The sequence below is a fragment of the Salimicrobium flavidum genome, assembly GCF_900156645.1.
Lineage (GTDB): Bacteria > Bacillota > Bacilli > Bacillales > Halobacillaceae > Salimicrobium > Salimicrobium flavidum.
Genome location: NZ_FTOC01000002.1, coordinates 30041 through 49831 on the forward strand (window position 1 = coordinate 30041; position 19791 = coordinate 49831).

Annotated in this window: 18 protein-coding genes; 15 read left to right on the forward strand and 3 right to left on the reverse strand. The window is 48.3% G+C overall.

Annotation, left to right across the window (positions count from 1 at the left end; genetic code table 11):
• Positions 1–38: 38 nt before the first annotated feature.
• From ilvA to BW944_RS03430, 7 genes are all read left to right on the forward strand, one after another.
• Positions 39–1319: a threonine ammonia-lyase IlvA gene (gene ilvA / locus BW944_RS03400; RefSeq protein ID WP_076556952.1), complete on the forward strand. Its 1281-nt coding sequence runs from the start codon at positions 39–41 to the stop codon at positions 1317–1319.
• Positions 1320–1686: 367 nt separating this feature from the next.
• The gene (locus BW944_RS03405) at positions 1687–2256 is read left to right on the forward strand and encodes a GNAT family N-acetyltransferase (protein ID WP_076556953.1); all 570 of its coding nucleotides are present in this window, start codon (positions 1687–1689) and stop codon (positions 2254–2256) included.
• Positions 2257–2336: 80 nt separating this feature from the next.
• Positions 2337–2993 (forward strand): reverse transcriptase-like protein, encoded by a 657-nt coding sequence (locus BW944_RS03410; RefSeq protein ID WP_076556954.1) that lies wholly within the window; start codon positions 2337–2339, stop codon positions 2991–2993.
• A 25-nt stretch (positions 2994–3018) separates the two neighbouring features.
• Positions 3019–3765, forward strand: a complete 747-nt coding sequence (locus tag BW944_RS03415) for an amidohydrolase family protein (protein WP_076556955.1) — start codon at positions 3019–3021, stop codon at positions 3763–3765.
• Positions 3766–3806: 41 nt separating this feature from the next.
• Entirely contained in the window at positions 3807–4112 is a 306-nt protein-coding gene (locus tag BW944_RS03420) for a hypothetical protein (protein ID WP_076556956.1), read from the forward strand.
• Between the two features lie 296 nt (positions 4113–4408).
• The gene (locus BW944_RS03425; RefSeq protein ID WP_076556957.1) at positions 4409–5110 is read left to right on the forward strand and encodes a CBS domain-containing protein; all 702 of its coding nucleotides are present in this window, start codon (positions 4409–4411) and stop codon (positions 5108–5110) included.
• A 19-nt stretch (positions 5111–5129) separates the two neighbouring features.
• Positions 5130–6515 (forward strand): plasmid pRiA4b ORF-3 family protein, encoded by a 1386-nt coding sequence (locus BW944_RS03430; protein ID WP_076556958.1) that lies wholly within the window; start codon positions 5130–5132, stop codon positions 6513–6515.
• Positions 6516–7078: 563 nt separating this feature from the next.
• Here BW944_RS03430 and BW944_RS03435 read toward each other — a convergent pair.
• Positions 7079–8935 (reverse strand): heavy metal translocating P-type ATPase, encoded by a 1857-nt coding sequence (locus BW944_RS03435; RefSeq protein WP_076556959.1) that lies wholly within the window; start codon positions 8933–8935, stop codon positions 7079–7081.
• 174 nt (positions 8936–9109) lie between these two features.
• On the opposite strand from BW944_RS03435, the gene BW944_RS03440 reads away from it, so the two are divergent.
• The 7 genes from BW944_RS03440 to BW944_RS03470 all read left to right on the forward strand — a co-directional run bounded on the left by BW944_RS03440 (position 9110) and on the right by BW944_RS03470 (position 16986).
• Complete coding sequence (locus tag BW944_RS03440; RefSeq protein ID WP_076556960.1) at positions 9110–10681, forward strand: L-lactate permease; 1572 nt, start codon at positions 9110–9112, stop codon at positions 10679–10681.
• Between the two features lie 67 nt (positions 10682–10748).
• Positions 10749–12431 carry a methyl-accepting chemotaxis protein gene (locus tag BW944_RS03445; RefSeq protein ID WP_076556961.1) on the forward strand — a complete coding sequence of 561 codons (1683 nt, stop codon included), beginning with the start codon at positions 10749–10751 and terminating at the stop codon, positions 12429–12431.
• 462 nt (positions 12432–12893) lie between these two features.
• Positions 12894–13619: an EAL domain-containing protein gene (locus BW944_RS03450; protein WP_234983100.1), complete on the forward strand. Its 726-nt coding sequence runs from the start codon at positions 12894–12896 to the stop codon at positions 13617–13619.
• Positions 13620–13694: 75 nt separating this feature from the next.
• On the forward strand, positions 13695–14135 hold the full coding sequence (locus tag BW944_RS03455) for an OsmC family protein (protein ID WP_076556962.1): 441 nt from the start codon (positions 13695–13697) through the stop codon (positions 14133–14135).
• 426 nt (positions 14136–14561) lie between these two features.
• Entirely contained in the window at positions 14562–14927 is a 366-nt protein-coding gene (gene arsD, locus BW944_RS03460) for an arsenite efflux transporter metallochaperone ArsD (protein WP_076556963.1), read from the forward strand.
• 14 nt (positions 14928–14941) lie between these two features.
• Positions 14942–16708 (forward strand): arsenical pump-driving ATPase, encoded by a 1767-nt coding sequence (gene arsA / locus BW944_RS03465; RefSeq protein ID WP_076556964.1) that lies wholly within the window; start codon positions 14942–14944, stop codon positions 16706–16708.
• Entirely contained in the window at positions 16705–16986 is a 282-nt protein-coding gene (locus BW944_RS03470) for an iron-sulfur cluster biosynthesis family protein (RefSeq protein ID WP_076556965.1), read from the forward strand. Before arsA ends, BW944_RS03470 begins: the two co-directional genes overlap by 4 nt.
• Before the next feature lie 66 nt (positions 16987–17052).
• On the opposite strand, the gene BW944_RS03475 is transcribed toward BW944_RS03470, so the two are convergent.
• Positions 17053–17526 (reverse strand): glutathione peroxidase, encoded by a 474-nt coding sequence (locus BW944_RS03475; protein WP_076556966.1) that lies wholly within the window; start codon positions 17524–17526, stop codon positions 17053–17055.
• 157 nt (positions 17527–17683) lie between these two features.
• Between BW944_RS03475 and wrbA the strand changes: the two genes are divergently transcribed.
• Complete coding sequence (gene wrbA / locus BW944_RS03480) at positions 17684–18355, forward strand: NAD(P)H:quinone oxidoreductase (protein ID WP_200806491.1); 672 nt, start codon at positions 17684–17686, stop codon at positions 18353–18355.
• A gap of 63 nt (positions 18356–18418) precedes the next feature.
• Here wrbA and BW944_RS03485 read toward each other — a convergent pair whose 3' ends face one another.
• Positions 18419–19462 (reverse strand): C45 family autoproteolytic acyltransferase/hydrolase, encoded by a 1044-nt coding sequence (locus BW944_RS03485; RefSeq protein WP_076557403.1) that lies wholly within the window; start codon positions 19460–19462, stop codon positions 18419–18421.
• Positions 19463–19791: the final 329 nt, after the last annotated feature.

A 19791-nucleotide genomic window follows, 5' to 3' on the forward strand; every position in this document is an offset into this window, starting at 1 on the left:
AATAGTTCTTAAAATTCGGTAGAGAGAAGGATGGGGTTATGAGCGTAAATAAAAGAGAGGTTCAAGTTATGGATAATCTGGTTACAGCAGACGACATTCGCGAAGCTTCGAAAACAGTGCAGGAGGCGGCGATCCACTCCCCGTTACTTAAGGATGAAGTGCTATCCCGTCGCTATGATTGCAATGTGTATCTGAAGCGGGAAGATCTTCAGCCGGTACGATCGTTCAAAATCCGCGGCGCATACAATCTCATCAAAAATTTGAGTGAGACGGACCGGGAAAAAGGCGTGGTGTGTGCGAGTGCCGGCAACCATGCGCAAGGCGTCGCGATGTCCTGTCAGAAGCTTGGAATCAAAGGGAAGATCTTCATGCCGACGACGACACCGAGACAGAAAATTTCACAGGTCGCGTTCTTTGGAGGCATGTGGGTCGATATCGTCATTACCGGAGACTCTTTTGATGACTCCTATAAAGAAGCGCATAAAGTGTGTGAAGAGGAAGGAATGACGTTCGTTCATCCTTTTGACGACAAACGTACCATCGCGGGCCAGGGCACCGTAGGTAAAGAAATCATGGATGATATGGACGAGCCGATTTCCCACATTTTCATGAGTGTCGGTGGAGGCGGTCTCTCCTCCGGGGTCGGAACGTATGTGAAGGATCAGTCTCCGGATACGAAGATCATCGGAGTCGAACCTGCCGGAGCCGCTTCTATGAAAACTTCTCTTGAGAAAGGGGAAGTCGTGACGCTTGAAGCGATCAACAAATTTGTAGATGGCGCGTCGGTTGCCCGTGTCGGGGATATTACGTTCCGGATTGCTCAAAAAATCATGTCGGATGTCGTGAGTGTACCGGAAGGAAAAGTGTGTACAACGATTCTTAATCTGTACAACGAAAATGCGATCATCGCTGAACCCGCCGGAGCAATGCCGGTAGCTGCTCTCGACTTTTATCGTGAGGAGATCAAAGGGAAGAATATCGTCTGTGTCATCAGTGGAGGGAACAACGACATCTCCCGGATGCAGGAGATGAAAGAACGCTCCCTTATCTATGAAGGCTTGAAGCACTATTTCATCGTCAATTTCCCTCAGCGTGCCGGAGCGCTCCGGGAGTTCATGCTGAATGTTCTCGGGGAGACGGATGATATCACCCGGTTCGAGTATACGAAGAAGAACAACCGTGAGAAGGGGCCGGTGCTCGTAGGCATCGAACTGAAACAGTACGACGATTACTACGGGCTCGTTCATCGGATGGAAGAGAACGGCTTCACTTACACGGAATTGAATAAAGATCAGGAGCTCTTCAATTTACTGGTATGACGTTTCTGAAGAAAGAGCTTGGGACAAAATTAAATAGTACAAAACAAAAACCGAACGATAGTGTTCGGTTTTTGTTTTGTACGCTGTTTATAAAAGGATAAATAGAACAACACATCGCTTTCCGCGGGCACGGCTTCAAGCCGCCCCATAATCAAGAAAATCGCTTGATCATGGGGATCTTCAGCACGTGCTGTTCCCGCAGGAGTCTCTGTGTTGTTCTTCATAAAAGGATGGGCATCGTCTCGAATGTACGGTTATTGATTGCTGTTATTCGTTTTGTCCCAAACTCTTTTTGCTTTAATCTTTCATCTTTGAAATAATGAGGCAAGAGAGAGAAAAGAGACGATAGGTAGACGGAGGGTAAGAAATGATTGAAATAGAAGGAAAGAAGACGATTCTGAGAGAAGCCTCGGCGGAAGATATAGATGAAATTTATTATTGGAAGTTCGAAGAGGAAGAACAGGCTTCAAGAGATTGGAATGGCCCTTATATCCCTGAACCGCAGGCGACGAAAGAAGAATTCTATGAGAGTTGGGAACAGCTTTATTATATTATGGAAGGGGTCCCGAGTTCTCTCATCATAGAAGCGGAGAAAAAAGTCATCGGAACGGTCGGCGCCTACTGGATCGACCCGAATACGGATTGGCTGGAGACGGGGATCGTCATTTATGATAAACATTTCTGGAACGGGGGATACGGTACGGAAGCCTACCAGCACTGGATCGATTATCTGTTTGAAGCCACCGGTCTCCATCGCCTGGGTATGAGTACGTGGTCAGGGAACACGAGAATGATCCACGTCGGCGAAAAGACAGGAATGAAGGAAGAAGCCCGCGTCCGGGAAGCCCGGAAAGTGGACGGAGAATTTTTCGATGCTGTCAAAATGGGTATTATGCGAAGCGAATGGGAGAAGACGAGAGGAAAAAGCACATCATGATGCTTTTTCTTTTTTTTTGCTTTTTTAAATGTGTGAAAAAGGGTATATGATAATCAACGAAAAACAAGGTGGAGATATAGGTGAAAATCACTCTGCATTATTTATATAAAGTGCCGAAAGGGCCGAGCATTGCCTGCAGCACGGAAGAGATGGATATTGAAGAAGCTCTGAAGTTGGAAACGGATCTTCATAAAGTGGACCGGATCCGCCAGGTTACTTTTCGGGACCGGAATAACCAGGAACGGTTACGGAAAGAACTGAAGACTTATATCGAACAGGTCGAAACGGAACCGCATAACGTGAGGATCTATTTTGACGGAGGGTATGAAATGGACACGGAACGCGCCGGTCTCGGGTGCATCATTTACTATGATAAAAACGGCAGCACGTTCCGCATCAGAAAAAACGCTCTCGTCGATGAACTGGAGTCGAGCAACGAAGCGGAATACGCCGCTCTGCATCTTGCTATCCAGCAAGTGGAGATGCTCGGTGTGCGATATCTTCCGGCAGTCATACGGGGAGATTCGAGGCTGGTGATCAATCAGATGAGCGAAGAATGGGCTTGTTATGATGAGACGCTTCTTGCCTGGGCGGACCGTATCGATGCCAAACTCACTGTCTGCGGCCTCGAACCGAATTATGAGCACATCCCCCGCAAGGAAAACTGGGAAGCGGATCGACTGGCTACTCAGGCACTCGAAGGGATCATGGTCGAGAGTCATGTGATGATCGAATAAAGGTAAGAGAAGAGGGGAAGCATCCATGAAAATATTCGATTCTCATCTCCATATCATTGAACCCGGCTACCCTCTGATACCGAACGGGGGCTATCTGCCGAATTATTACACGTCCTGTGATTATAAGGCAGAGACCTCTTCGTTTGATGTAGCAGGGGGTGCTATAGTCTCGGGGTCTTTCCAGGGCACGGACCAGACGTATCTGACCCATGCACTTGAGCAACTGGGGGAGAACTTCGTCGGAGTGACACAGCTCCCGGAGGACATTACAGATGAGGAGATTCAGATCCTTCATCAACAAGGGGTACGGGCCGTACGGTTCAATCTTCATAGAGGTGGGAAAGAAGTGATGAAGCGTCTCGTTTCTACCGCGGATCGTGTGTTCACTCTGGTGGGATGGCACGTGGAGCTGTATATGGACGTTGCCGATCTGCCGGAGATCAGGTCGATACTTTTACAACTTCCGGCGTTTTCCATCGATCATCTGGGTCTGTCGCGGAGAGGGCTGTCTGAACTGATGGATTTGGTCGAGGAGGGAGTGAAGGTGAAAGCGACAGGGTTCGGAAGGGTGGATTTCGATATCATCCCGGTAATGAAAGAAATTCACCGTCGCAACCCGGAGGCTCTCCTTTTCGGTACGGATCTCCCCTCTACACGTGCGAAACGTCGATTCCGGCGGTCGGATATAACTATGATCACCGAACATTTCTCGCGAAGGGAAGCGGACAAAATTTTGTATCAGAATGCCAGGGAATGGTATAGTAAAAGGTAGGTAACGATAATATTCCGGATAGATTGGAAAGAAGGAAAAACATGAAGAAACAGACCATTGCCTTTCTCCTGGTTTTTGTGCTTGCCGGGCTTTCAGGTCTTCACGGTGTGGGCCACTCGGAAGGATTTGTGTTTAAAACTCCGGGGGAAATCTCTTCAGCGTCTGTTCAACAGGAAGAGGAGCTACCGATGGATGCCGGAGTTCCATCCTCTGTAATTATAGCAGCTTTCTTCCTTTTGATAGCTGCTTCGGGTTCTGCCCGATTAGTGAGCATCCGACGTGCGGTTCATCTTACTCCCGTCTTTTATGAAGGAGGGTATCTTTCTGTTTTCTATAAGCGTGCATAACTTATAGAAAGGGGAGGTGAACGGATATGTTGATGATGAGGATGCTGATGATTGCTATGTTCTCCATGACGGCGCTGAGCGTGTTTTTTTACCAAAGTGTAGAGATTTTCTCTGCTTTCATGGATTACTTCCAGAAAAAATAGAACTTTGCTGAGGTCTGTTTCTTACAGACAGAGGAGACCGTCTCCTGCCTGAAGGGTCGGGGCTCCCGCAACAAAAGAAGACACATGCAAAATAAAAGAAGCGGAGGTTCCTCGGACCTTCGCTTTTATTGAAATAACGAGGGGGGAGAGAAGATGGGGAGTAATGCAGAAATCTTTTTAAGTGCCTACAACCGTATCGATCAGCACTTGAATCGTTGGAAAGAAGGGGAAGAATATATACCCTTCGCTTCACTGGTGAATTATTTCAGTAAACGGAACGCCACCATCAAACGGTTCCAGAACGATCTTTTGGAGTTCGCCGAGCTTCGCAATGCGATTGTACATAATAGAGTCACCCCTACTTACGTCATTGCGGAACCTCATGAACAGACGGTGAATCATATTTTATATATAGAAATAGAGGTGACGAAACCGAAACTGGTGGTGCCGGTGTTCGAGAAGTTCGTCCAGACGTTTCACCTTGATGATTCCCTGTCCTCTCTGCTGGACATCGTGAAAGAGAAGGAATTTTCCCAGTTCCCGGTTTACGGCAAGGATGGATTCAAAGGATTGCTGACACCGCGGGGTATCACTCAATGGCTCGCCTTTCATATCGATAGGAATCATCTGGATCTGAATGGCACCACCATCGGTGAAGTGCTGGCCGTTGAAGTGAGGCGCGATCATTACAAGTTTATCAGTCGAAAAACGACCGTCCACCAGGCGATGGAAATGATGAAAGGGAACCCGGATAAGAACTTCCGGTTGGAAGCGATTTTGATTACGGAGCGGGGGCACCCTGATGAAAAGCTGCTCGGTATCATCACCCCTCACCATGTCATCGACGAATCCTGAAAAGGAGAGGAGCTAAGCAATGATTTATATACTGCGAATAACGTTGCAGGACGTGGAAAACAAAGTGGAACGTGTAATTCATATCGATGAAGAGGAAGATTTCGCTATGTTGCATGAAGCGATCAGGGAAAGTTTTGAGTGGAGCGACACTCATCTTCACCAGTTCATGATTGGAAGGAAGCGGATCATGCCCATTTTTGATCCCGACGAGTTCAAAGGGGAAAACGTAAAGGACGAAGAAGAAGCGCTTCTCCTTGATTATCTGCGTGTCGGCGAATCCATCGACTATATTTATGACCTCGGAGACTGGTGGGGTCATAAAATACTTGTGGAAGACAAGCGGGAGGGGCCTCTAACTGGTTCTTATTTGATCGAAGAAACGATAGGCGAAGCCCCTGATGAAGATAGCATGATTCTGGAAGAAGAGGATTCCCCGGTTTGGGAGTCGCTGATTACTCTGGCGAAGGAATTCAAACAGAAAAAACCCTGGAAAAAGTACACGGATGAACAGATCATCGTTCTGGAGATCCCCTGGATGAACCAACTTGTGTTCTGCTCTGTTCTCGGAGGTGGCGGTTACGAGTTCGGCCTGGCTGTCTATATCGGGGAAGACGGGCTCAATGTGCTGGAAGGAACGGTGGAAGGAACCATTGAGCCCGAGGACGTACCGTTCGTACAGCGGTCGATTTTGATTTCGTTTTCTGATCGGGACGAACTGGAACAGGAAGATTATCAGTTACTGAAAGACAATGGCTTCACTTTCCGCGGCAAAAAACAGTGGCCAATGTTCAGAAGTTTCCGCCCTGGATTTTTCCCGTGGTTCATTGATGAAGAGGAAGCGGAAATCGCAGCGTACGCGTTGGATAAAGTGCTCGACGTGAGAAGCCGGAACTTGCACATCCCTTCGTATGAAGAACCGCATTGGTATGCCAATCTTATTTCAGGAAATGAGTTCATAGATACGACCATCTCGCCGGAGGAATATCAGGACGGAGAAATGAGACCGATGATTCTTTCTGAGTTCGAGGAGAAAAGGATTCGGAAAGAGAAGAAGGTACTCGATATGCAACTCGTCATCGGTACGTTTACGTTCCATGAACCTGTGGAAGGGGGCGACACACGTCCATTTTATCCCGAAGTATTCGTAGCCGTTGATGAACAGGGCGAAGGGATTCTTTATAATGATACTTTTCCTCCTGACGATCTGGCTTTCCGGGCGCAATACGCGTTTCTGGAGACGATCAAACAGCTCGGAGGGGTGCCTGCAAGTGTGAAGCTTCAGGTCTCGGAGGCAACGTATGGGCTTCTCCCTCTGCTCGAGAAATTGGGGATTCCTTATGAGGAGGAAATTTCGATTCCTGTCATCAAGGAAGTGGAAGAATTCATGAAGCAAATGGATGTTTGATTGAAAATGAGGTAGATATTCGGTCGAGCTAAAGCAGTGCATCTTTAAAGGATGCGCTGTTTTTTTGTTGCGATGGTTCTCGTCGGGTTCAGAGCCGGATTCCGGTGCTGAACGCCACAATTTATATCGTTTTGAGGTGTTCGTGACCGGATTGTCCGTTTGAACGTGTCATAAATGAATATTATGCCGGGTTCATGGCTGAAATTCGTTCGTGACTCCGACAATGAGGACGTGGATTTGTTTTCCGATTTGAGAAAAAGCACCTGAAAAGAGTCCCCACTTAAGCCAGAGATTCTAACCGGGTGGCTCCGCTTTTCATTGTCCAGCTACGCCACCCAGAAGCACGTGTCTTAAGCGGTGATTTCTTTTTCAGGAAAAAGCACCTGAAAAGAGAACCCCCCACTTAAGCCAGAGCTTCTAACCGGGTGGCTCCGCTTTTCTTACTCCAGCTACAGCTCCCAGAAATTCGTGGCCTAACCAGTCCGGACCAGAAAAAAGAAAAACACTTTTTGTCTGACCGTTCTGGTTAGGCCAGTATTTCTGAACGGGAGCTTCCGCTTTTCTTACTCCCTGAGCATGCGGAGGCCGTTGAGTATGACAAGGATCGTGCTTCCTTCGTGTCCGATGACGGCGAAGGGGAGGTTCAGGCTCTGCATAAAGTTGGCGGCTATCAATATGAGTATCACCGACATCGAGAAGGTAAGGTTTTGGAAAACGATTCGTCGCAGTCGTGTCGACAGTCGGAAGGAAAGATTGATCTGCTCAAGATCGCTGTCGATCAGGACGATGTCAGAGGTTTCGATGGCTGCATCCGTCCCGGATCCCATCGCGATACCGACGTCTGCCTGAGCCATAGCCGGTGCGTCATTGACGCCGTCTCCGACCATGACCACCTTGTCGTATGTTTCTTTCAGCTTTTCGATTTCTTTCACTTTCTGTTCCGGCATGCATTCCGATACCCAGTCGGTCAGGCCTGCTTCACGACTGATAGAGGCGGCAGTCGCTTCGTTGTCTCCAGTGATCATGATCGTCCGGGTGCCACGTTTGTTGAGAGATTGGATCAGCTGTTTCGCTTCTTCTCTGATTTCATCTTTGACGGCGATAAGTCCTGCGGTACGACCGTCCTTTTCGAGAAACATGACGGTCTTTCCTTCAGACTGCCATTTTTTTCTTCCTTCCTCCAGTTCTTCCGGAATATTATTCATGAACCTTGCGTTACCGATGCGGAAGCGGTGGTTTTCCGTATATGCTTCAATTCCGAGCCCTGTTTTCGATTCTGATTCCACGATTGTTTGTGTCCCTGTCATCCCTTTCTCCATCCCATAAGCTACGATAGCGTTGGCGAGTGGATGACTCGACTGCTGTTCTACAGAAACGATGCTGTCCAGGATCTCGTTTCGTTCCTTTTCCTCCATTACATAAAAATCCGTAACGACAGGCTCCCCTTTTGTAATGGTACCCGTTTTATCAAAAGCTACGGCTTTCGCATGGGCAAGCACTTCTAAATAGGTACCGCCTTTCATCAGCACCCCTTTTCTCGCTCCGGTACTGAGACCAGCGAGCAGTGCCGGCATGATCGAAGCGACGACGGCACAGGGGGAAGCGACGACGAGCAGCACCATAGCCCGGTAGAAGACTGTTTCAAAAGAGAAATCGAACACCAGCGGACTGAGGAGCATGAGTGCTACGACAGAAAGCACTCCTATGACATAAGGGCCTTCGATTTTTTCGATGAGCTGCTGGGACGGAGGACGGTTCTCTTTCGCTTCTTCGACGAGTCTGATCATTTTCCGGAAGAGAGAATCTTCGTCCTTCCTCGTTACGGTCATAAGGATGGTACCGCTGCCGTTGATCGTTCCGTTGAATACCTCATCACCTTCCGTTTTTTCCACAGGGAGCGGTTCCCCGGTGATGGAGGCTTCGTCGATCGAGGTGTGGCCGCTGCTCACCGTTCCATCTGCCGGTACACGTTCCCCGTTCTTTACGAGGAGTTTCATGCCTTCTTCAAGAGCGGACACTGCTATCCGTTCCGTGGTACCGTCCTCTTTTTGCAGGATGGCTTCTTCAGGTGCGAGCGTGATCAGATGGGATAAGTCCTTTTCGCTTTTTTCGAGGGAATATGTCTCGAGAGCCCCGCTGATGGAAAAAATGAAAATAAGTACAGCCCCCTCACCCCAATGACCGATAACGGCCGCCCCGATCGCTGCGAGGATCATAAGTATTTCTACACTCAATGATCGGTCGTGAAGCAATTCCAGGAGACCTTCCTTCGCTTTGTAGTAACCTGCCGTGATATAGGAGAGAATATAAAAAATGATGGCGAGACTTACGCTTAGTTGCCACGTCGTAAGGGCGAGCAGCAGAAAGACTCCTCCCACGAGCGCAAAGATCGTTTCTCTCTGAAATATGAATTTCTTCATGGAAGCACCCACTTTTTTAAAATTGTTTTTAGATTATAATAATTATAATCTGTCACGGATAGTAAGTAAAGAGAAATCAACTGATGAATTATTTGTGAAATATTTCACAAATATATTGTAACATAGCTATGATCCGGGTTACGATGAATATAGAAAAAAAAGAGGGGGGACATCATGCTTTTATTGACCGCTTCAGCAGCTATCATATTTCCGTTTTTATTTCTAGTCATTCTCCGTATGCCGGCTAAAAAAGGAATGAGCTACAGTGCATTTCTCGTTGTCGTACTTGCCTATACGGTTTGGGGAATGGAGGAAAGAGTCATTGCGGCATCGGTGCTTGAAGGAGCACACAAAACGCTTACGATTCTGTTCATTCTTTTCGGGGCGATTGTATTATTGAATACCCTGCGCCGGACGGGGGCTGTCGACCGGATCAATCAGGGGTTCCGTAATATTTCCCCTGATATGAGAGTCCAGGCGATCATCGTTGCGTTTTTGTTCGGGTCCCTGCTTGAAGGCTCAGCAGGGTTCGGGACACCTGCGGCAGTTACAGGGCCGCTTCTGGTCGCTCTGGGATTCACGCCGCTCGCCGCTGCGACCCTGGCCTTAGTGGCAGACAGCACAGCAGTTCCTTTCGGTGCGGTAGGGACACCGATTCAGGTAGGCCTCGGGAACCTTCCGGAAGCGGGCACTGAGTTTTACAACGAAGTCGCCATCCGTGTTACACAAATCGATATGTTTGTAGGTTCATTCGTTCCTCTTGCTCTCGTTGTATTACTGACTTTGTTCTTCGGTAAAAAGAGGAATATAAAAGCTATAGTGGAAATTCTTCCTTGGGCCATTATGGTCGGGGTCGTATACACAGGTTCCGCTTTTCTATACGCTTCTCTGTTCGGGTTCGAGTTCGTCGCTATTCTGGCAGGTCTGACAGGGCTACTCATAGCATCAGTGACGGCGAAGAAAGGGTGGTTGCTTCCAAAGAGTGTCTGGATGGACGCCAAACAGGAGGGAACGGTAGAAACGAAGTCGGACATGTCTCTTATTTCCGCCTGGGCGCCGTATGTGCTCATCGTAGTACTGCTGCTTCTTACGAGAATCATCCCTTCCGTGAAAAATGCTGCTTTGACATGGGTCGATGCGACGTGGACGGATATTTTGGGCGTTGAAGGCATCACCTCTGCCTGGGAAGTCCTTTATTCCCCGGGAGCTGTACTCGTGCTGGCGACGGTCGTTTCTGTATTTTTGCAACGGAAGCCGTTCCGTCATTTTTTAGACGCTTCGCGGGAGTCTCTGCTCTCGATGAAAGATGCCGGACTTGCGCTTTTAGCCACGCTCGCACTCGTGCAGGTGTTCTCAAACTCTGGGATGAATGCTGCGGATCTCGTCAGCATGCCTCAGTATATCGCCGGAATACTTTCTGAAAACCTGGGCTTCATGTGGCTGATCGTCGCTCCGTTTCTCGGGGAAATCGGTTCTTTCATTACCGGGAGCGGTACGGTCTCGACACTCACCTTTTCTCCGGTCCAGTATAATATCGCCGAACAGGCAGGGCTCGATCTTCAGACAGTGCTCGCTCTGCAGCTCCTCGGATCGGCAGCGGGGAACATGATCTGCGTGCACAATGTGGTAGCCGCCGGTACCGTCGTCGGTCTTTCCGGGAAAGAAGGGGATATTATTCGTAAAACAGTAGCTCCGGCCGTCGTGTATGGTCTGATGGTAGGAGTAGTTGCTTTTTTATTGTTTTGAACACTAACGAATGTGAATCTTTCGTCCGATATAATAAATGAAAAATCAATTATAAAGGGGAAAAGTCATGAAAAGTATCCGGGGAAAGATTCTTGCTGGTTTCGGTGCACTCATTTTGCTTACGGTGATCCTCAGTGTGTTCAATTACGTACAGACGAAGGATTCGAATGAAAACACGACGCAGATCATGGATCATCAGCTGCCACTGCTGTTCGCTGATGAAAAACTCGCTTTTAATATGGCGCAGAGAATCGCGCTGATCAGAGGGTACGTTCTGTTTGAGGAGGAGGAATACCTGACAAGCTTTGATGAGTATACACAAAGCAGTATCGCTATTGAAGAAGAAGTGCTCAGCCTCAGTGACTCAGCCGAAGCAGCCGCTTTGATCGAAGAAAGTGTGGCGTGGGAAGAAATGGTGCAGACGGAAATCATCGAACCTTACCGGAACGGAAATACCGAAGAGGCGCTCGGGATTCTCCGCGAAGAAGCGACGCCGATGGGCCGGGATATTATGAGCGGTTTTGAAGAGATGGCTACCGAGCGGGAAGGATTGATACAGGAAGCAGGGAACGGAGTGGTGGACAATGGTCGTACTACTCTCGTGACGAGTGTCATCGTTTCTATCCTCGTGGTCATCATCGGAGCGGTTGTCGCAATGATATTGTCGCGCAGGATTTCGAAACCTCTCGTACAAGTGACCGAACGTATGAAGAGGATCGCTGCAGGGGATGTCAGCCGGGAGAAACTCGAGGTGAACTCGAAAGACGAAACCGGAGAACTGGCTCAGGCGACGAACGATATGCAGGAGTCGGTGAGAGAACTGATGGGCCGGGTCTCGGTCAGTTCCGAAAACCTCATTGCCCAGAGTGAAGAGCTGAACCAGTCCGCGAGCGAAGTGAAAGAAGGAAGTGAACAGATCGCTTCCACGATGCAGGAGCTCTCCTCCGGCTCGGAATCCCAGGCGACGCATGCTTCGAGCCTGTCGGAGCAGATGCAGGATTTCAGCGTGAAAGTGCATCAGGCGAACGAAGACGGGGAAGAAGTGGCTTCTATTTCGAAAGAGGTGCTCGAGCAATCGGAAGAAGGACGCGCCGTTATGCAGGATTCCGTAGAACAGATGAAGAAGATCGACCATCTCGTCAAAGATGCCGCCTCGAAAATGGAAGGTCTGGACAATCAGTCGAAAGAAATTTCGCAGCTCGTCCAGGTCATCGAGGACATCGCAGGACAGACGAACCTGCTTTCCTTGAATGCCGCCATCGAAGCTGCAAGAGCCGGCGAACACGGCAAAGGTTTTGCCGTCGTAGCTGAAGAAGTGCGGAAGCTTGCCGATCAGGTGACCCACTCTGTCGGAGACATTACGAAAATCGTAGAAGGTATCCAGAAAGAATCCGGCACTGTAGCCTCATCTCTTGAACAGGGATATGAAGAGGTGGAGAAGGGATCGAAACAGATATCGAAAACCGGGGAGACGTTTGACTCCATCAACGGTTCCGTGAAGAATATGGTGGAGAAAATAGATCGCATTTCATCTCGTCTCAAGGAAATTTCAGCATCGAGCGCGGATATGAACGGCTCTATCGAAGAGATCGCTTCCGTTTCCGAAGAATCAGCTGCGGGCATCCAGCAGGTGACCGCGTCCGCCGAACAATCGAATGGTTCCATGGAAGGCGTAGCCTCGAGTGCTGAAGAACTTGCGAAAGTTGCGGATGAACTTGCCGAAGAAGTGAAGAAATTCAAATTGTCCTGATTTTAAGAAACAGAATCTCTTTCCGGAGGTTCTGTTTCTTTACGGTTCTGAAAGGAAAGAGAGATGAATATGAAACTCTTTTTTGGGTATAAAGTATCAGTATATTGTAAAAAATGATAAAATGGTTTATAACGGTTTTATCTTGAGTGAGAGAAGTCTTTCACATGGAAGACTAAGCTCTACAACAAAGGGGAGAAGACAAGTGGGATGTCAAAACTGTATAGTAGGAGAACTGGTTGTTGAGGTGAAGGTGACGGGAGAAGAGAGCCTGGAAGCCATGCCTCGCCTGATGTCATTCATCCAGCGGAGGAGACGAAGAAGAACGGGGAGAATTACATACTTCGCATGAAAGAGAGGGACGCGGTGGACTTCGCTGATTTCAGCGGCGACCATCTCGATCGTTCCCTGATTTTTTATAAAGTTCCGGATAAAGAATGAAATCCGATCGAGGAGATCTATGCGTTGTCTGATTACAAATGGATTGATGAAGTGATCAAAAAGCGACTGGTCACTTGTCACTATCAACTGATTTTGACCGCGGACGGTGAAGTGTATGCATATGAAATGCTCGCGAGATTCTATAATGAGGACGGGGAAACGATATTTCCCGGTGAAATATTCGGTGCGGCTAAGGAGCGCGGGCGATTGTATGCGCTCGACCTTGTGTGCCGGATGACGGCAGTACGACACTCTGTGAATCTGAAAGGGAAACTTGCGTTTATCAACTTCATTCCGACATCGATTTATAACCCGGAATTTGGTCTTCGTTCTACAACTGCGTTGGCGGAGCAGCTTGAAGTGGACCCGAGACAGCTGGTGTTTGAAGTTGTAGAAACGGAACAGGTGGAAGATGTCGCACATCTGAAAACCATACTGGAGTACTATAGAAAGAAAGGATTCCAGTATGCGCTTGATGATGTCGGAGAAGGATTCAGCACGAAGGAAATGCTTAAGGACATCAAGCCGAATTACATGAAGCTCGATATGAAATACGTGCAAGGAGTCTCAGGAGATGAGGAAAAGAAACGCGTCGCGAAAAGATTTCTGGCCCAGGCGAAGCGGGACAGAGCCGTTCCTTTAGCGGAAGGAATCGAAGAACCGGAAGATTTCGAGTGGTTGAAGCGGGAAGGATATCAATTGTTTCAGGGCTACATGTTCGGAAAGCCTTCAGCTGAAATCATCGCGTAGGACGTGAGGGGGAATTTCGTGAATTTGTTTTTCCCTTAAGGAAACGAGGAATGAAGAGAGAAGGAGGGATGAACAATGGCAAATGAAATGACATTTCGTATAGAATCGAAAGGCTCTGGGATGAGATCGGACGTGGAAACACCTAATCACTCGATGGTCGTGGACGAGCCACCGAATATGGGTGGTCAGGATACTGGTCCCGATCCACTGACGATGATGCTCTCCGCGCTGGCCGGGTGTGAAAATGTTGTCGCAGCCATGGTGGCCAATGAAATCGATTTTGATCTCCAGGGAATCGATTTTGATATAAGCGGCACCATCGATCCGCGTGGCTTGCAGGGAGAAGAAGGGATGCGCCCTTACTTTCAGACGGTAACGATCAATGCGGAAGTGAAGACACCGGAGTCTCCGGATCGTATAGAAGAACTTCAGAGAATTACGGATCAGCGCTGCCCGGTTTATACAACGATGGAAGCGGCTGGAGTTGAACTGACCAGCAACTGGAAAAAAGCATAATTTATGAAGGGAACTCCGCTATAGAAGCGGGGTTTCTTTTTTTCGGCTCTGGTGTAGGCGATCGTTGATGATGTAACTGGAAGGTGGAGATACCTGCCTGGAACAGAACGAACATAAAAATCAACGATAAATGATGGCTAAGCCCTTAAGAAAGGATTTTATTAGGTGGTCGGAAGTGGAGGTGGAGCCCTGAACACCTCATTTCTCTATGTATGAAGTGCTCACGACCTTTATAAGTGTGTGAGCACCCCAATCATGTTTGTTTTACAGTGCTCGTGCTGAGCATATTCCTCTGAACGCATGAAAAAGGTCAGGAGTGTGCTGATAGAATACATAAAAAATAAGTTGAGGGTTTTCAAGAAAGGTCAGATATATTACTATTAACACATAAGCATATACTTATATAAAGGGACGGAGGAAAATATCATGAAAAAATTGGAGATATATGATCCTGCCATGTGCTGTTCCACAGGTGTCTGTGGACCGGGGGTGGACCCGGAGCTCGTACGTGTCGCTTCTGCGGTACATTCTTTGAAGAAGCATGGGTATGACGTAGTGCGCTTTAACCTTGCGGAGGACCCGGGCGCATTTACGGAAAATGAAACAGTGAACCGTCTGTTGCAGGAAGAAGGCGCAGACGTTTTGCCTGTCACCCTTCTTGACGGAGAAGTATTGAAAAAAGAAAAGCATCCATCCAATGAAGAATTGTCCGGGTGGTTCGGTATCGAGGCAGGGAGTCTCGAAGAACGACCGACACAAAAAGTCACGATCGAACTTTCAGACCTCACATAGAGAGGAAGGTATTTATGTTCCAGCCATTCGATCCATCTGTAAGCCGTACCCCGTTTTTGTTTTATACCGGCAAAGGAGGCGTCGGCAAGACGACGACAGCCACAGCCACAGCGATTCATCTCGCTGACGAAGGAAAAGAAGTGCTGCTCGTCAGCACAGATCCCGCTTCGAATTTGCAGGATGTGCTGCAACAGGAATTATCCAGCCGCCCCCGATCCGTAGAGACGGTTCCCCATCTGTATGCCTGTAATATCGACCCGGAACAGGCGGCTATGGAGTATAAGGAAAAGGTGCTCGGTCCCTACCGTAGTACGTTTCCGGAATCTGTCGTCTCCCAGATGGAAGAACAGCTCTCCGGCGCGTGTACCGTAGAGATAGCCGCTTTCGATGAGTTCACGGCTATTTTATCGGACCCCGAAATATATGAACAGTATGATCATGTCGTTTTTGATACAGCACCCACCGGACACACGCTCCGGCTGTTGCAGTTGCCGACGGCCTGGAGCGGATTTCTCGAAGAAAGTACGCACGGGGCTTCCTGTCTCGGTCCGCTATCCGGACTGTCGGAGAAAAAAGAGAAGTATGAGAAAGCACTGACCCTTTTAGCTGATGGAACATTCACTACTCTCTTCCTCGTAGCCCGTGCCGACCGTTTCTCATTGGAAGAGGCGGGTCGGTCTTCGGAGGAATTGAAGCATATCGGTATGAAAAACCAGCAACTGATCATCAACGGGGTATTCGGACAGTTCATCGCAGAGGATGCTACCTCCCGCGCAATCTATGAAAGACAGCAGCAGGCATTACAGAGCTTGCCGGATCCGCTGAAGCAGATGCCGGTCTATCAGTTGCCCTACGTCGCTTATGCACTGACGAGCATTACGGAATTCAGGTATCTGATGAAGCATTATACATTTTCTTCGAATAAAGACATTCCGGTAATCCGGAGCGAAGAAACGAATGAGGATATAGAAGCTGTGATCGACGGGGTGCGTTCGAACGGAACGAAAGTCCTGATGACGATGGGAAAGGGAGGCGTCGGTAAAACGACGGTCGCTTCGATGATAGCTATGGGCCTTGCCGGTAAGGGGGAAAAAGTTCACGTAACAACGACGGATCCCGCAGGACACCTCCTCGGTATGTTTGAGGACGGAGATCTGCCGGAGACGTTGAGTGTAGATGCAATCGATCCGAAAGAAGAAGTGGAATTGTACAAGGAAGAGATTCTTCAAAAAAACGCTCCTCATCTTGATGCAGACGGGTTAGCTTACCTGAAAGAGGATCTGGAATCTCCATGCACCGAAGAAATCGCCCTGTTTCAGGCATTCGCCAGTAAGGTGGATCACGCTTCCGAAGAGATAACGATTATTGATACAGCGCCGACCGGACACACCCTGCTGCTTCTTGATGCTTCCGAAGGATACCACAAAGAAGTGGACCGGTCTTCCGGAGAAGTACCTGAAAGTGTAAAAAGACTGATGCCCAGGCTCCGGAACCCGCAGGAAACGGAAATTCTCATCGTTACTCTGCCGGAGGCGACTCCGGTACTTGAAGCAGAACGACTTCAGGAGGATCTGCGGCGGGCCTCCATGGAACCTTCCTGGTGGATAGTGAATCAAAGTCTATCTGAAACCGGTACGAAAGACCCGTTGCTGCAAAAAAGAGCCGAAGCGGAATATCGCTGGATCGATGAAGTGGCCCGGCATCAAGCCGCACAGATGGCTGTCATCCCGTGGATGAAAGAGGAGCAATTACACAAAAGAAAAGGGGAAACGACACAATGAAAATCACTGATCAGGCAAAAGAAGTACTGACGACGGTATTGAAAGAGGAACAGAAAGAAGGGCTTCGCTTATTCTCCCAGGGAGAAGGATGCTGCGGTCCGCAACTTGGCCTTGCTCTTGGTGAAGCGGAGCCGGCGGATAAACTGGAAGAAAGCAATGGAATCGCGGTTGCAATCGACCCCGAAGTATCTTCAGAGGTTGAAGGTTTGACGCTTGACCGCGAGGATTCCGAAGAAGGCACGCGCCTCGTATTATTGGGAATGGATGAGTGCTGCTAGAAGCAGCGACCTAAATGAAAAAACCATGAGTTCAGGATGTTGAATCCTGGACTCATGGTTTTTTTCTTATACGAGCTTTTCGATATCGTCTTCCGCTTTCATCGGAGAAGCCTGGGGAGCGTAGCGTTCCACGATATTGCCTTCCTGGTCGACAAGAAACTTCGTGAAGTTCCACTTGATACTGCCTCCGAACATACCACCTGCTTCGTCCTTCAAATGCTTGAAGAGTTCGTGCGCGTCATTTCCGTTCACTTTGATTTTTTCGTGCATCGGGAAGGTCACGCCGTAGGAAAGGCGACATTCCTCAGCAGCTTCCTGAGCTGAACCGGGTTCCTGATTAGCGAACTGATTGCTCGGGAAGCCGAGCACGACGAGTCCTTTATCATTGTATTTCTTATAAATTTCTTCGAGCTCATCAAATTGTCCGCGGAGTCCGCACTTCGTAGCGGTGTTCACAATCAGCATGACCTTTCCTTTATAGGCGTCGAGTTTGTACTCTTCCCCGTCTTCTTTTGTGACTGTAATATCGTATATGTTCATTACATATCCTCCTTTTTCTTATATAGTATCGAAAAATAGCTCGTTTTGATAATAATTCGAATCACTTTAAATAAAGATATTTGAATTCAAGGTTTAATCAATGCTAGTATTAGGAACAAGGACTGAAGACTATACTTATAATTGGTGGTGAAAGAACATGGGATTATTTGATATGTTCAAAGGAGACAACGACTCTCCGGAAAAAGAAGAGCAAATAGAAAACGTAAAGCTGGCAATCGTTTATTACAGTTCGACAGGGACGAATTATGAGCTGGCCAAATGGGCAGAGGAAGCAGCCAAAGAAAATGGCGCAGACGTGAAACTCGTGCGGGCTCCGGAAATTGCACCAATGGAAGCGATTGAACAGAATCCGGCGTGGAAAGCACATTATGAGGCAACCAAAGATGAAGTGACCGAAGCTGAGGTCTCGGATCTTGAATGGGCAGATGCGATTCTGTTCAGTACACCGACCCGTTTCGGAAACGTACCGGCCCAGATGAAGCAGTACTTCGACATGGCCGGCGGACTATGGGCGGAAGGAAAACTGGTGAATAAAGTCGTAAGTGCTATGAGTTCTGCTCAAAACCCCCACGGCGGTCAGGAGCAGACGCTGAAAAGTCTGTATACGACGATGATGCACTGGGGAGCAATCATTGCGACTCCCGGCTATTCCGACCCCGCTACCTTCGCTGCCGGCGGAAATCCATACGGTACGAGTGTAACGGTGAGTGGAGAAGGTCAGATGCAGGAAGATGTGGAAGAGGCCGTTAAGCATCAGACCAGACGTACGATTGCAGTAGGGTCCTGGGTGAAGAACGGAAATAAATGACTGAAAACAAAAAGCCGGGTCGGTTTCTCACTACCGATTCGGCTTTTCGTTTTGTTAAGAGATTCAATGGTATTCCATATTAACGAAAGGATGAGGGGAGTCGAGATACCCTTTGATTTTTTTCACTTTCGTATTTTCCCCTTTTATCCAACTTTCAAAGTCGAAGAGGATCGGAAGCCGATCGGCACCGTGGGAAAGCCACGCCTGCTTTTTCTCGGGAACATAGGCGGCTGTATGGATCGTTCCTGCCCAGGCTCCGTATTTATAAGAAAACACCTGCTCATTAGTATTATTGAGAAGCTGATACGAATTATAAACCTCGTCCGGCAAAGCGTTCTCCATTGTCTGATAACGGTTGATAGAATCGTCCATCCGGTAACGATTCTCTTCGGTGAGTCGATGGAAATGGTTCGTACTGATATTCCCTTCTCTCACTTTCACGTCACGTGCGGAAGCTTCTACGACGACCGAGCGCCCCGTGGCATCGAGTAGGACATAACTGAAAGCACGTCGGTGAGGGATGTTTCTCAATAATTCAATGGCTTCTTCAATGGTCCGGGAATTTTCGAGAATCATTCTTCCGATCATATTACACAAAAACCCTGTACCGGACCCGATACGATTGATGAAGTTGTAGCCCATGGCGAGGCCATGCTCATTCATACCGTCTGTACGCCCCGTTATTTGCATGGACGGACCAACAGTGGCATAACCTTCATCTGTAGGCTGATAAAGCATGTATCGCCCTTCATAGGCTACAGGATCACTGTCGTAGTTCCGGACGAGGATATTTGGATTTGTATAGATAGAACACCCGCTTTTCCCGAATTCCAGATAGTAGCCGCCGAAGTTTTGCACTGCTTCTTCTATAGGGAGACCCAGGGCATCGGCGAGACCGTGAATTTCGTCCCAGATCCCCGGGGAAAATTTCATGAATATAGTTCTTATTTCATTGTAATCTATGATGAAATGACGGTTTCTTCTACCGGACCACTGCTTGTTCCGGTTAGGAAGAATCGGTGAATCTTTCAGCCAAATCCCCTGCTGGTACCCGAAGTCATAATGGGAGCCTCTGAACTGGAACACGTCACTGTATACCTGCTTCACGATAGCATTATCCCCTTTGGTCACTGATGTAGGATTAAGTGTAAAGAAGAGAAGATATTCCTGCAATTTATATGCTTCCAGCACGTATTACCCGGGAAATAACAAAAAATTCAGTTCTGTTAGCTTTTGTTCATATGTAGTCGGACAGCTTCCTATATGTGAATAGTTACTTGAACGTTGCGTGATTGTGAGGGGGGGGGGGGGGGAGCTTCCCTATTTCTTCCTGTTACTATTATTTTCTGCCCTTTCTTTGAAGCATGCACTGAACGACAATACTTATTCAACGCAGGAAAAAATCCCGTCTACCCTGCATATTCCGGGAAACGGGA

Bases quoted from the DNA above. Each gene is read 5' to 3' on its own strand.
- ilvA (WP_076556952.1), top strand. From the start codon at position 39: ATGAGCGTAAATAAAAGAGAGGTTCAAGTTATGGATAATCTGGTTACA.
- BW944_RS03405 (WP_076556953.1), top strand. From the start codon at position 1,687: ATGATTGAAATAGAAGGAAAGAAGACGATTCTGAGAGAAGCCTCGGCG.
- BW944_RS03415 (WP_076556955.1), top strand. From the start codon at position 3,019: ATGAAAATATTCGATTCTCATCTCCATATCATTGAACCCGGCTACCCT.
- BW944_RS03420 (WP_076556956.1), top strand. From the start codon at position 3,807: ATGAAGAAACAGACCATTGCCTTTCTCCTGGTTTTTGTGCTTGCCGGG.
- BW944_RS03425 (WP_076556957.1), top strand. From the start codon at position 4,409: ATGGGGAGTAATGCAGAAATCTTTTTAAGTGCCTACAACCGTATCGAT.
- BW944_RS03430 (WP_076556958.1), top strand. From the start codon at position 5,130: ATGATTTATATACTGCGAATAACGTTGCAGGACGTGGAAAACAAAGTG.
- BW944_RS03435 (WP_076556959.1), bottom strand. From the start codon at position 8,935: ATGAAGAAATTCATATTTCAGAGAGAAACGATCTTTGCGCTCGTGGGA.
- BW944_RS03440 (WP_076556960.1), top strand. From the start codon at position 9,110: ATGCTTTTATTGACCGCTTCAGCAGCTATCATATTTCCGTTTTTATTT.
- BW944_RS03445 (WP_076556961.1), top strand. From the start codon at position 10,749: ATGAAAAGTATCCGGGGAAAGATTCTTGCTGGTTTCGGTGCACTCATT.
- BW944_RS03455 (WP_076556962.1), top strand. From the start codon at position 13,695: ATGGCAAATGAAATGACATTTCGTATAGAATCGAAAGGCTCTGGGATG.
- arsD (WP_076556963.1), top strand. From the start codon at position 14,562: ATGAAAAAATTGGAGATATATGATCCTGCCATGTGCTGTTCCACAGGT.
- arsA (WP_076556964.1), top strand. From the start codon at position 14,942: ATGTTCCAGCCATTCGATCCATCTGTAAGCCGTACCCCGTTTTTGTTT.
- BW944_RS03470 (WP_076556965.1), top strand. From the start codon at position 16,705: ATGAAAATCACTGATCAGGCAAAAGAAGTACTGACGACGGTATTGAAA.
- BW944_RS03475 (WP_076556966.1), bottom strand. From the start codon at position 17,526: ATGAACATATACGATATTACAGTCACAAAAGAAGACGGGGAAGAGTAC.
- wrbA (WP_200806491.1), top strand. From the start codon at position 17,684: ATGGGATTATTTGATATGTTCAAAGGAGACAACGACTCTCCGGAAAAA.